This window comes from uncultured Tenacibaculum sp., assembly GCF_947499065.1.
Lineage (GTDB): Bacteria > Bacteroidota > Bacteroidia > Flavobacteriales > Flavobacteriaceae > Polaribacter.
Genome location: NZ_CANMMT010000009.1, coordinates 92,532 through 105,428, shown reverse-complemented (window position 1 = coordinate 105,428; position 12,897 = coordinate 92,532). Strand labels below are relative to the sequence as shown.

The 12,897-nt window shown below is 27.9% G+C and carries 18 protein-coding genes; all 18 read left to right on the top strand.

What is annotated here, in order from left to right:
• Positions 1-49 precede the first annotated feature (49 nt).
• The 18 genes from Q0958_RS16040 (at position 50) to Q0958_RS15955 (ending at position 12,841) form a co-directional block, all read left to right on the top strand.
• Positions 50-982, top strand: a complete 933-nt coding sequence (locus Q0958_RS16040) for a prolyl oligopeptidase family serine peptidase (protein WP_299124863.1) — start codon at positions 50-52, stop codon at positions 980-982.
• A gap of 10 nt (positions 983-992) precedes the next feature.
• Entirely contained in the window at positions 993-1,385 is a 393-nt protein-coding gene (locus Q0958_RS16035; RefSeq protein ID WP_299124861.1) for a DUF4345 domain-containing protein, read from the top strand.
• A complete protein-coding gene (locus tag Q0958_RS16030; protein ID WP_299124859.1) occupies positions 1,382-1,900 on the top strand; it encodes a hypothetical protein in 519 nt (172 codons plus the stop codon). The genes Q0958_RS16035 and Q0958_RS16030 overlap by 4 nt, the downstream gene beginning before the upstream one ends.
• A complete protein-coding gene (locus tag Q0958_RS16025; RefSeq protein ID WP_299124857.1) occupies positions 1,897-2,532 on the top strand; it encodes a hypothetical protein in 636 nt (211 codons plus the stop codon). The genes Q0958_RS16030 and Q0958_RS16025 overlap by 4 nt, the downstream gene beginning before the upstream one ends.
• A 2-nt stretch (positions 2,533-2,534) precedes the next feature.
• Positions 2,535-2,696 (top strand): hypothetical protein, encoded by a 162-nt coding sequence (locus Q0958_RS16020; protein WP_299124855.1) that lies wholly within the window; start codon positions 2,535-2,537, stop codon positions 2,694-2,696.
• A gap of 301 nt (positions 2,697-2,997) precedes the next feature.
• Positions 2,998-4,581: an NAD(P)/FAD-dependent oxidoreductase gene (locus Q0958_RS16015; RefSeq protein ID WP_299124853.1), complete on the top strand. Its 1,584-nt coding sequence runs from the start codon at positions 2,998-3,000 to the stop codon at positions 4,579-4,581.
• Between the two features lie 306 nt (positions 4,582-4,887).
• Positions 4,888-5,121: a conjugal transfer protein TraF gene (locus tag Q0958_RS16010; protein ID WP_235275976.1), complete on the top strand. Its 234-nt coding sequence runs from the start codon at positions 4,888-4,890 to the stop codon at positions 5,119-5,121.
• A gap of 66 nt (positions 5,122-5,187) precedes the next feature.
• Positions 5,188-5,910: a hypothetical protein gene (locus Q0958_RS16005; protein ID WP_299124850.1), complete on the top strand. Its 723-nt coding sequence runs from the start codon at positions 5,188-5,190 to the stop codon at positions 5,908-5,910.
• A 4-nt stretch (positions 5,911-5,914) separates the two neighbouring features.
• Entirely contained in the window at positions 5,915-6,178 is a 264-nt protein-coding gene (locus Q0958_RS16000) for a DUF2024 family protein (protein WP_299124848.1), read from the top strand.
• A 53-nt stretch (positions 6,179-6,231) separates the two neighbouring features.
• Entirely contained in the window at positions 6,232-6,837 is a 606-nt protein-coding gene (locus Q0958_RS15995) for a MarR family winged helix-turn-helix transcriptional regulator (protein ID WP_299124846.1), read from the top strand.
• A gap of 54 nt (positions 6,838-6,891) precedes the next feature.
• Positions 6,892-7,920, top strand: a complete 1,029-nt coding sequence (locus Q0958_RS15990; protein WP_299124844.1) for a PQQ-binding-like beta-propeller repeat protein — start codon at positions 6,892-6,894, stop codon at positions 7,918-7,920.
• Between the two features lie 41 nt (positions 7,921-7,961).
• The gene (locus tag Q0958_RS15985) at positions 7,962-8,717 is read left to right on the top strand and encodes a helix-turn-helix domain-containing protein (protein ID WP_299124842.1); all 756 of its coding nucleotides are present in this window, start codon (positions 7,962-7,964) and stop codon (positions 8,715-8,717) included.
• 65 nt (positions 8,718-8,782) lie between these two features.
• Positions 8,783-9,322, top strand: coding sequence for a dihydrofolate reductase family protein (locus Q0958_RS15980; protein ID WP_299124840.1), 540 nt, complete (start codon positions 8,783-8,785; stop codon positions 9,320-9,322).
• 123 nt (positions 9,323-9,445) lie between these two features.
• The gene (locus tag Q0958_RS15975; protein WP_299124838.1) at positions 9,446-10,027 is read left to right on the top strand and encodes an outer membrane beta-barrel protein; all 582 of its coding nucleotides are present in this window, start codon (positions 9,446-9,448) and stop codon (positions 10,025-10,027) included.
• Between the two features lie 112 nt (positions 10,028-10,139).
• A complete protein-coding gene (locus tag Q0958_RS15970) occupies positions 10,140-10,967 on the top strand; it encodes a LytTR family DNA-binding domain-containing protein (protein ID WP_299124836.1) in 828 nt (275 codons plus the stop codon).
• Between the two features lie 116 nt (positions 10,968-11,083).
• Complete coding sequence (locus Q0958_RS15965) at positions 11,084-11,734, top strand: CPBP family intramembrane glutamic endopeptidase (RefSeq protein ID WP_299124834.1); 651 nt, start codon at positions 11,084-11,086, stop codon at positions 11,732-11,734.
• A gap of 156 nt (positions 11,735-11,890) precedes the next feature.
• On the top strand, positions 11,891-12,370 hold the full coding sequence (locus Q0958_RS15960; protein WP_299124832.1) for a hypothetical protein: 480 nt from the start codon (positions 11,891-11,893) through the stop codon (positions 12,368-12,370).
• Between the two features lie 15 nt (positions 12,371-12,385).
• Positions 12,386-12,841, top strand: a complete 456-nt coding sequence (locus tag Q0958_RS15955) for a hypothetical protein (RefSeq protein ID WP_299124830.1) — start codon at positions 12,386-12,388, stop codon at positions 12,839-12,841.
• Positions 12,842-12,897: the final 56 nt, after the last annotated feature.

Sequence of the window (12,897 nt, the reverse complement as noted above, 5' to 3'; positions counted from 1 at the left end):
AACTATTTTAATTAGGCCAACTTAATCACCATTAAAAAATTGCTATAAAATGAAAAAGTTTATCCTACATTTACTAATTATAGTTAGTATTTCATGTAGCTCACAAGAATCAATAATTGTAAAAAAGGAAAAAATTGATTGGAAAAACTATAAGGGTTTATTTCAAGATGCCGAACAAACACAATTCAAAGCGCAATTTAAATTTTTACAAAATGTAAAATTATATGAAATTACTTACCTAAGTGATAGTTTAAAAATTCAATCCTTTGCAACATTTCCCAAAAAAGAAGGAAAATATCCAGTAATTATATTTAACAGAGGAGGAAATAGGGATTTTGGTGCTTTATCATTAACCAAAGAAAAACATAAACTTTTCTTCCCTCCTATGTTCTCTAAAATAACAAGTAACGGCTACATTGTTATTGGTTGTAATTATAGAGAAAGTGGAAAAAGTGAAGGAAAAGATGAATTTGGAGGAAAAGACGTTAATGATGTACTCAACTTACTCAAAGTTGTTAAAGAGTTCCCTAAAGCCGACACAACTAGAATTGGAATGTATGGTTGGAGTCGCGGAGGTATGATGACCTATTTGTCATTAACCAAAACTAGTAAAATTAAAACTGCAATAATAGGTGGAGCTCCCACAGATTTAACAATTATTGATAGAGCTGAAATGGAAACAAATGTATATGCACCACTTATTCCAAATTATTGGAAAAACAAACAGGAAGAATTAAAAAAGAGATCAGCTTTATATTTTGCAAACAAATTTCCTAAAAATATTCCCCTCCTCATACTACATGGTGATGCTGATAAAAGGGTGAGTGTATCAAATCCAATTAAACTTTCAAAAGAGTTGGATAAATATAATATACCATATAGCTTAAAAATATATAAAGAAGGTAACCATGGCTTAACAAAAAATAAAAAAGAGGTAAACAGAGAAGTATTAGATTGGTTTCAAAAATACTTAAGGAACTAAAAAGCAGGCTATGAAAATATACAATTGGATTATTAAAAACTTACATCTTCTCATTTCATTAGGTATTGTTGTGCCAACTGCAATTATCTATGGTTCACCATCCATTCTACCTCAACAATTAGATATTCAAGTTAATACAATAGACCTTTCAAATATGCTAAAAGCTATTATGTGTTTATATTTTGGAATTTCATTGGTATGGATTTTAGGTATTTGGAAAACCCAATATTGGAAAAGAGCTACTGAGTTAAACATCTTATTTATGTTAACACTAGCAACAGGACGAGGATTAAGTATGATTGCAGATGGCATCCCTACAAATGGTTATGTTTTTGGAATTACAGCAGAGCTATTACTTGGTTTATTTTCAATTTATCAGCTTAAAAAACATAATATAGATTGAAAAATATTACAAAAGAAAACCTTGAAAAACAATTAAAAGAAGGAACTACCATTTTACTAGAAATGGCTAGAAACTCGTGTTCAAACAAAATATCTAATCGTACAAGTTATATATTATCAGAAATAAAAATCAATCAAAGTAATCTTGAACAGCGACAAAAAGAACGAAAAATATTAAATTCTAAAAAGAAGCCAGTTACATTAAAAGAAGCCTCAGAAAAATTAAAAGAAATCTATGGCAATTTGTACGATATAAATCTTTTTGTATATCAAAGTAAAAAAACTAATACATTAATTGAAATAAGGTATTTTTTAAAGTCTTCTTTAGATACAGATTTTTTTAAAACGATAGAAAATACCCCTCCTATGCTTCATTGCAAAATAGAAGTCCCACCATATGCTACTAATAAAATTAAAAAATACGATATCAATTGGCATCTAGGAGGAATAAAACATGAATGGAATTTATTTTGGAATAAAATTCAATTTCATTTAAAATATTGGAAAAGGCTATGATTGAAAATAATATAAAAACATACAAAATACAAAGATGGATGGATGGTGGATCAGTTTCCATTATATGTAAAAATGAAATTGATGAAAAATACACTATACATATTCAACAACACAATATTTTAATAAGTGGGCCTGATGGAAAAATGCCAGGGAGGATTTATCTAAACAATAAATTAGTAAAAGAAAGATCAGAAAATGAAGCAACTATTCTTTCGCTGCTTGAAAAACTAAAAGACACACAACTTCAAGAAAAAATAAACTACATTGGTTCAGAAGAATACTTAAAAAACAATCAGAAAATAGAAAATCAACGATTAGATTTTATTAATTCTGAATTCGATTGGATTGCTAAAGATATTTATGGAAATTATGGATTATTTTCAAGTAAAGGTTCTGGCATTATACCAATGAACGTTATAGAAGATTATAAAAATCATCAGAAAATTACTCAAAAAATTGACTTAGTCAATAATGGCTTTTATACGTATAAAATACATGAAGATTTTTATGTAAAAACAATTCCTCCTAATACTAAAATTACAAAAAGTATTATAAATGAGTTATCTAAACTTAGAAGTTTAATAAAACTAAACTTATCTTTTGAAGACACTCAAAAAATAATCTTTGATTAAAAATGAAAAAAATAGAGTCAAACAAAGAAGAGATTACTCCTAATAAAAACCATATATTCTTCATCTATTTTTGTTATATATCTCTAGCATTAATAATCTTAACAGATATAATGAATATATGGACAGCATTAGCGTCTTTAGCTACCTTCTTACCTTCTTTTTAATTCTCATTTGCCCCTTTATAACTGCTTTTATAGCTTATAAAAATTACAAAAAAATTAAAATATCTACGAAGCATAGAAACTTGTTCTATTTCTCCTTGTTGTACTCAATAGGAATCCCCATTTCTATCATAATTATTAGATTAATAATTCACATTTAATTATTCTACAAAAAGTAGCACACTAAAAAAATTGCAAGATTATAAATAGAAAAATTTACAGATTATACTAAGAAATGGTGTAGGAAGAATAATTGATGTATATTTAGTTCCATAACTAACAAAACTTTAACTATTCTGCCCCTATGATTCAATCCTACAAGAAAAAACCAACGCTACAAGAAAAATACGATACTATAATTATTGGCTCTGGAATGGGCGGGCTTGCTACAGCTGCTATTCTTGCTAAAGAAGGTCAAAAAGTATTAGTCTTAGAAAGGCATTATACAGCTGGTGGTTTTACTCATATTTTTAAACGAAAAGGTTATGAATGGGATGTCGGTATACATTATATAGGAGATGTACAACGAGACAAAAGCATTTTAAAAAAACTATTCGACTATGTAAGTAATGGCGACCTAAAATGGGAAGACATGGGAGATGTTTATGATAAAATTATTATTGGTAATAAACAGTATGATTTTGTAAAAGGTGTAAAGAACTTTAAAAAACAAATAATTGCTTATTTCCCAGAGGAAGAGCAAGCAATTAATAAATATGTTGACACTGTTTTTGAAGCAGTAAAAGCGAGTAAAAACTATTATATAAGTAAAACGCTTTCTACAATACCCAATGCAATAGCAGGTGGTTTTTTGAGAAAACCATTTTATAAGTATTCTGACAAGACCACCTATGAAGTTCTTCGAGAAATAACCGATAATGAAGAACTTATAAAAGTGCTAACAGGACAATATGGCGATTATGGATTACCTCCTAAACAAAGCAGTTTTTCTATGCATGCATCCGTAGCACGTCATTATTTTGATGGAGGAAGTTATCCTATTGGAGGATCGTCACAAATTGTAAAAACAATAGATCCTGTTATTGAAGCTGGAGGTGGAACTATATTAGTAAGTGCAGAGGTAGATGAAGTTCTTATAAATAAAGGCAAAGCTATAGGTGTACAAATGAAAGATGGTAAACAAATTTTAGCTAAAAATATTATTAGTAATGCCGGACTCATCACTACTTACAATAAACTTTTACCTACTAGTATTGTAAAGAAATATCAATTAAAAAAACATTTACAAACGGTTAATCCATCCGTAGCACATGTAAGTTTATATATAGGACTAGAAGGTACTCCAGAAGAACTTCAAATACCAAAAACAAATTATTGGGTATATCCAGCCAAAGAAGATCACGATACTTGTGTACATAATTACTTAGAAGATTTATCAAAACCATTTCCTGTAGTATATATGTCTTTCCCTGCTGCTAAAGATCCTGATTGGAAAAATAGGTATCCTGGTAAAAGTGCTATTGATATTATTACCCTTGTTCCTTATGAAATGTTTGAAAAATGGAAAGGAACATCATGGAAAAAAAGAGGTGACGATTACGAAGAAATTAAAGAACAAATAGCTCAACGTCTTTTAAAGGAATTGTATAAACAACTACCACAAGTAGAAGGAAAAATAAAACATTATGAATTATCTAGTCCGCTTACAACTGAGCATTTTGTAAACTATCAAAAAGGTGAAATTTACGGATTAGACCACAGCCCTTCTCGTTTTAGACAACCTTTCTTAAAACCAAAAACACCTATTAAAAATTTCTATTTAACTGGACAAGATATTGTTACCGCTGGTATAGGAGGTGCCTTATTTTCTGGAGTATTATCAGCCACAGCTGTAACTGGAAAAAATCTCTTAAAAAAAGTACTATAACATCTTACTTAAACAATAAAGTAAGCACGTTTGTATACAATAAACAAACGTGCTTACTTTTTTTGGACCTCTTCCATTCTTTCACATTTTATTCTAAAATAGATTACTATAAAAAATAAAGCTTTTATATATTCTTCTACGCATTTTCTATTCAACCATAAATAAAACACTGATTTTAAAGCTTTAAAAAATCTAAATAACTAAATCTTATAAGTACATAATTTAAAAAAATACAGAAATTTCTTTTAAAGTTAGGATTCCTTACTATATTTGTAAAACAATAAAAACATAAAAAAATAGAACAGTATGAGTAAATCAATTTTTTATCACGCAGGATGTCCAGTATGCATCAGTGCAGAGCACGACATTATTAATCTAGTTGGAGAGCAAAATGTAGAAATAGTTAATATTGGTGAAGACCGAGGTAGAATTCCCGAAGCAGAAAAAGCAGGAGTTAAATCGGTACCAGCATTAGTAACACCAACAGGAAATACTTTACATATTAACTTTGGAGCTTCCATGGCAGATGTAAAAGGCTAATTTTTTTAAACCACATAGTTAGGATTCCTAATTTAAAATAGAATCCTAACTATTAAAACAAATCATATGAAAACAATACTATCAATACTAACAGCAATACTATTTTTAAGTACTAGTATTTCTTGTGCTCAAAAGAGTAATTACAATAACAACGATTTTGCAATTAAGAAGGTCAATGTAACACAACACTCCGGCTTAGGAATCACGGTTTGGGAAATAAGTGTAAATGGAACAGCAGGAAAAACAGTTCCTATCAAAAATGATCAACTCGACGGTGCTCCAGTACTAGGCTATGTATTCCCAACGAGTTTAAAACCAACTGATGTAGGTTTTAATCAAACAGATGGAATAGTAGCATTAGCTTTGACTTCACATCCCGATTTTGATGATACACCTCTTTGGGATGAAAACAACGATCAAATTTATAATAACGATGGTGTTATCTGGCATCCTCATTGGGTAATATTACACCAAGACAAAAGGGTTGCGGGAGGCTTATCGGTTAAACAATTTAAAAAAGCAGATAAAACGGTGGTTTTACCACCAACAAATCCTGGAATGCCTATGTATATGGATTCCCCAGGATATCCAGTTACCACAAAAGGCAATACTATAAAAGTAGTAGTACCAAATTACCGTATGAACAATCAAACAGATTTCAATTACGATGGCGTAACTGCGTTTATGAAAGTAAATACAAGTAATAAAAACTTACCTATGTTAGGAGTTTATGAAGTTTTTAGTGTAGCAAGTGGTAATTTATCTCTTCCCTATAAAGTTAAAAAGTAAAATGATGAAAGTAGCAGTTTGGGACACCTATGTACAAAGAGAAGATGGTAAAACAATGCATTTTGATATTCTTGTACCAGATTATATAACCGAAGAACAAACCATATTTAATTATGGTATGAAATATTTAAAAACAAAACCTTTTAAAACTAATCAATTAACTACAAACGAATGTCGTCTTTGTCATATTGAGCAAGCCACAGAAGCAATGGTTGTTGCAATAGAAAAAGACAACTATACAATTATAGAAATGGAAAATTGTAATTAATTTAATTAGGATTACTAACTTTGCCTGTCGAACAAACTTCGCAGGCTATTTCAATGAATAACAGTAATTTCAATCCAGAAGAGCAAGAAAATAATATTTCAAGTAAAATCGTTGCAGGTTTAGAACGAGTTTCAGAAGTATTTAAAATCTTATTGTGGGAAAAAGCCAAATTGGTTGGGTTAAGTCCTATTCAAATTCAGATACTTATTTTTATTACGTTTCACAAACAACACTTGTGCAATGTAAGTCATCTGGCTAAAGAGTTTAATGTAACAAAACCTACCATTAGCGATGCTATAAGAGCATTAGACAAAAAAGGACTGATTATTAAAGATTATTCTTCTGCAGATAGTAGAAGCTATGCTATTATGCTATCAGATAAAGGAAAGGAAATAGTACAACAAGTACACGATTTTTCAAACCCTTTACAACAACAAATAAATCTTTTTAATCAAGAAGAACAGGAAAGCTTATTTGATACTTTAAGTACACTGATATATAGGTTAAATAAAAATGGTATTCTAAGTGTACAACGAACTTGTTATGGCTGCAAATTCTATGAGAAAAAACAAGATTCGCATTATTGTAATTTATTGAATAAGAAATTATTAAAATCAGAAATACGATTAGATTGTCCTGAATTTGAAGAGAACACTTAATACATTTCTTAAATTTACCGACTCTTTTCCTAATGAATTAATTATTTTATAAAATTGAATTATAAATACCTTTTAGTACTATTATTTTTATTTTTTTCTTCTTGTATTTATAATACTACCGAAAAAATTAAAAATACAATTAAGACAATAATAGCTGTAGAAAATAAATTCCATTATTATGAAAATAATGATGGATATATAGTTAAAAAAAATAGTCAAACTAAAAAAGTGGTGTGGAAACATCAAAAACTTTATCAACTATCACTTAAAGTTTTAAATTCCAAAAATAATATTTATTACACAACTCCAAATAAAGTGATTTCACTTGATAAAATGACTGGAGCTATTAATTACACTGTAAAAGAAGACTTTACGGTTACTACTGATAATTTATATATATACAAAGATGAAATAATAGCTTCTTCATTATACGGGGTTTATTCTTTTTCTAAATCTACAGGAAAAATAGTATGGTCATTATTACCAGAATCTTCAACAATATTGACAAACTCAAAAATTTTAATCAATAAGGATACTCTTTACGTTTCGGGAAAATTTAAATCTAATAATAAAAATACTTTATATTCATATAAATTAAAGGACAAATCAAAGCTTCTTGAAATCAATTTACCTAAAACTATTATCACTAATATCTTGCAAATTCAAAACAACCTAATTTTTGGAACAGGTCAATCAATTGTATCTAGAGAGTTTTTTTCCATAAATAAAAACAATTTTAATATTGAATGGAAATTAAAACAAAACATTGATTTCGACTCTAATATAATTTCAAATAACGACAAGGGTATTTTCTTTAAGTTTAAAAAGAAAATCTTAGAACTAGATTTAAAAAAATTAGTTGTAAAAGAAAAATATATATTACCTTATAATTATTTTAAAATATTAGGTGTATATAACAATGAAATTATCACATATAATAATTCATCTTTAATAACTAATTCACTATCTAATAATAAGATAAAAGTTTATAAAAATATTATGACAGCAGGTCCTTGGATATTAAATAATGAGGTTTATTATGTAAAGGATTTATCTATAAAAACCTTTGATAATATACATTAGGTTAAATGTTGAGTTTAATAGACTATAAATAATTACAGGCTTTGATTCTAGAAAAAACATATCGCCCAAATGCGCCATTGAATTATTTTGTGGATATGATATGGATAGGCAAAGCTTCTAATTTAAGCCTAAAGTCTAGTCATCATGCCCCGATGTTTACTGAACTCATTTTTAATTATGGAGATACGTTTATAGTAGAAGGTCAGAATACCGAGACTTTGTCAAACAAAGGACATCATCAAATTATTTCTGGATTAAAAACAACACCTTTTCAAACAACAGTATCGGGAACCTATGGTTCGGTTGGACTACTTCTAAAACCTTTTTGTTATGGAATGCTCCTTCGTAAATTCGATAGCTCTTTAATGAATACTACTTCGGAAATATTGTATGAACATGTTTTTAATACAAAAACGCCTAATTTTGAATTAGCAGAAAACTATTTATTAAAGCTGTTTGAGCAATCGCAACTAGATACTAACTTACTAAAGTTTGAAGAATATCTTTCTTCAGAAATACTTGAAAAAGGAACTCTGAAAAACTTCAATCATTCAATCCCTCTTTCACAAAAGAGCTTCATTCAAAAGTTTAAAAAACATTATTTATTGACTCCAAGTGAATACATAAAATTAAAAAAAGTAAATACTGCTATTCACTTACTAAAAAACAGAACTTCAGAAAAACTAACAGAAATTGCTTTGGCTGCTGGTTTTTACGATCAATCGCATTTTATAAAACTCTTTAAAAAGTTTTATGGGAGCACACCAAAGGAATTTACAAATACAATTCAAGGGTAAATTCTGTACAATTATTTGCAACAACTATCAACTAGTTTTGCAGTCAAATAATAAAACTTTCTAATATGAAAACAAGCAATCAGGTATTTATAGCAACTAGTTTAGACGGATATATAGCAGATAAAAATGGAGGAATAGATTGGTTACACTCAATACCAAATCCTGATAATTCAGATATGGGTTATGCAGATTTTACTTCGCAAATACATGCATTAGTTATGGGAAGAACAACTTTTGAAACAGTTTGTAGTTTTGATATCGATTGGCCTTATACTAAACCAGTATATGTATTAAGTAATACCCTAAAAGAAGTTCCAGAAGATTTAAAAGACAAGGTATTTTTAGTTAAGGGAACATTAACAGAAATACTCGCTCAAATTCATACAAACGGACATTATAACTTGTATATTGACGGTGGTAAAACAATACAAAGTTTTTTAAAAGAAGATTTAATCGATAGAATGATTATTACTACGATTCCGAAATTATTAGGCGGTGGATTTTCTTTATTTGGTGAACTTTCTAAAATATTAGATTTTGAATGCACAGAGGCAAAAGTTTTTTCAAACAAAGTTCTACAAAGCACATTTATACGTAAAAGATAAATTGAATTATTAGGGATATCATTCAGTCAAAATTTAAGAAATCTAACTTTCAATAAATTACTTCCCATTTTATTCATTTTTGTAGTACTTTCGAAAGCTCAAAAACTATGAGAAATTCAAAACATGAAAAAAAACTTAACCACCTTAGTAATATTATTTATAGTATTAAATTCATTTTCACAAACTAGATTTGGTATAAATTCTAAAATAAACTTTAATGATTCTTCCAATATCTGGCAACTCGGAGGTGGATCCATTGGTTTTATAACTGAAACTAAATTAAGTGATAAATGGTCCTTAAATGCAGATATCAGTTTTATTCCTTTTTATGATTATTCTATAAAAAAACCTGGAATCAAAGATACATTTGGTAATGATGTTAATGCTATTGGTTTTTCATCAAGTGTTTTAAATATTCCTTTAAAAATTAACTACGCTCTAAATAAAACTTTCACTCTAGAAAGTGGTTTAGATATTAATTACAGAACTAGTATTAAACATAATATTACTGACTTAAATAGTATTTCTTTAATTAATAAAATTAAAAAAACTGATTTTGGTTTTTTAATAGGAATTGGAATAAACACTAGTGAAAGGTTTGCCATTAAAATTGGGAGAACTTTTGGCCTTAGTAATATTGTTGATAATACTAAAAACAGTTATTTTACACTTTCATTTAATTATTTTTTCAGTAAACTAGACTAAAAACTAACAAATACACCTCTTAATTATGAGGTGTATTAAAACATTGTCAAATATGAAAACTGATTATTAATCACTACCAACTTACAAACAAGACGATCGATTAAAACACTAAATGAAAACAATAATTAATTCTTTTAAGAACCATATTAATTTTTCAAATTTTTGGATTAGAAATGGCTTAATCATTATAATCCTTTCTGTTTTAGTAAACCATCTTTTTGAACCAGAAAGCTTCCCCTTTCATAAAGATTACAAATTCCCTCTGTTTCCTATTACAGTTTCTATTATTGCAGGAAGTCTAATTGTACTCATTGCTCGTTTTAATTTCAATCATTTTAAAGACAAACATTTTAGTAAGAAAATAAATTCGCAAATATTATTACGTTTCTTATTTTCAACTTTAGGCTACATAACAATATTGTACCTCTTTTTATATTATGGTTTAAATGGATTGATTAATGGAATTGATTCATACAATCTTTATCATCTATTAACAGGACTTACAATTAGCTTGCTTATCAGTGCTATTGGAATTACATTGTTGTTTTCAACTGATATTTATAAACTTCACAAACTTTCAACCATCAAAGGAACACTTAAAGTGCAACAAGGTGGAAAAATAACCTTGGTTAAATATTCTGAAATAGCATTTATATATAGCGAGAATAAAATAGTATCTATTGTAAAAATTGATGGAACTAGAATAATTACAGATTTTACTTTAAGTGAAGTTGAAACTAAAATTAGCGAACAAAGTTTTTATAGAGCTAACAGGCAAATCATTCTTCATGCACGTTCTATTGAAGAAATAAAATCAATAGAAAATGGAAAACTGTCTGTACAACTCAAACCAACAATTTCCAATCAAAAAACTTTTCAAATAAATATTAGTCGGTATAAGAAACATGCATTTATGAATTGGTTTGAAAACAAATTATAAAACCAACTGGTTATTCAGCTATTTTTTTAATACCATTCGGTCAAAAACCCTGTGTTTCCTGATGTTCTTCATGTTTCATTATTGTTACTTCGTTTAAAATTTAAAACGATAAAATAATGAACAAAACCTTTCTAAGAACAAAATTGACTCCCATTATAGCTATTATTCTTTGCTATATTTTATACTTATCAGGATATTTCCAAATGACTATAGCTGCTTTAATATTGATAGTAGCTAGTATTATAGAATACAAAAAAGATGCTTTTAAATCTTTAGGATTTCAACGTAAAAAAGTAAACGTAAAAAATCTATTTATTATAGCTCCGCTATTAGGTATTGGTACTTTTTTATTTTATTCCTTTGTAATGCTACCCGTAGTTACTTCACTTACAGGACAAGCTATAGATTTTTCTGAGTTCGAATCTTTTAAAGGAAATTTACCAGCTATATTAAGTTTATTAATTTATGTGATTGCATCGGCTGCTTTTGGGGAAGAAATTGTATTTAGAGGTTATTTAATGAGGCAGTTTACCAAGTTTTTCGGTTCAAGTAAAATAAGTCTTGTTTTGAATGTTTTACTATTAGGATTTCTTTTTGGATTAACACATGCATACCAAGGTATAAGCGGCCAAATTCTATCTGGTATTGTGGGGATGTATTTAGCAGTTATTTTTCATATTAAAAAGCATGATTTATGGTTCAATATTGCTTTACATGGTTTTATTGATATTCCTTTTTTAGTATGCCTCTATTATGGCTGGATTTAATAAATCCAAAAAACTTTAATCTCTTTTATTTTGCTTCTATTGAAAATTTTATTTCACTTAGAGGCAAAATTATTTTTAGAACTCTCCTTGTTACACGAGCTTAGAAGCTGTAAATTTAACCTTCCAAAATTCTAAATGAATTTTAAAACCAAGTTATTGAAAAAGAGAAAGGAAAATATCAAAAAGCAAATTTTAAAAAAGCTAGAGTACTATCGTAAAGAAAGAGGAATCACTTTTTTTGACAATCCAAATCATCATTTTAAAGAAAATATACTACTAGATGATAATGAATTAGAAGTTCTTTCCATCAAACTAAATAGATCGAGGGAAATTCTTATAACCACCAAGTATGTTTATTATATTAATAAAAACATACTTACTAAAATACTAGGAAAAGATATTGATAGATTTGATTATATGGAATTTATCAATGGAGAGGAAATAATTGAAAGTAAATCAAAAATTAAAATTATGCTATTTCGATTTAAAATATATTTTCGAATAGGTAACTATAGAATTGTTAAAAAGGATGGTAGTTTTATCGAATTGACAATATGGAAAACACAATTTGCTGACTGTTTGAATGAATGTGTTAAGAAATTAAAGTTTGTTGGAAATAAATATGAAGCAATATAAAAGTATATAGCCACAATGTTTAGCACTATGAAAAAAGAAAGTTTATTAAAAGAGTTTGCATTAAGAATTTTAAGAGTATTAATAGTTATCTACTTAGGATCTCTTCTCTATCCTTATCTAACAAATTTTATAGAAGAAAATGATACCTATTTTGACTTATGTATTCTCTTCTCCTCGATAATCATCTACATAATTACAATAATTACAACTACATTATATTCTTACATAAGAACATTTTTATGGGGAGATTTTGATGATGAAAACGATATTACTCCAATTCTTATAAGACAGTCATTAATTATTTTTCTATTTGTTTTATTAGCTATTAAATCCCATAATTCTTTTGGAACAAAGTTTACCATTCTATTTTTTTTAGGAATTGAACTTTTTGGGTTTCTGCATTCTGTATATGATATATACTTTAAATCTGATGAAGAGGATGAAACAATAGAGATAATAGAGTCTGAATAAAAATTAAAATTCTTTAGTTTCTAACTCATTTGCAAGACCAGCCTAAGTTTAGTACA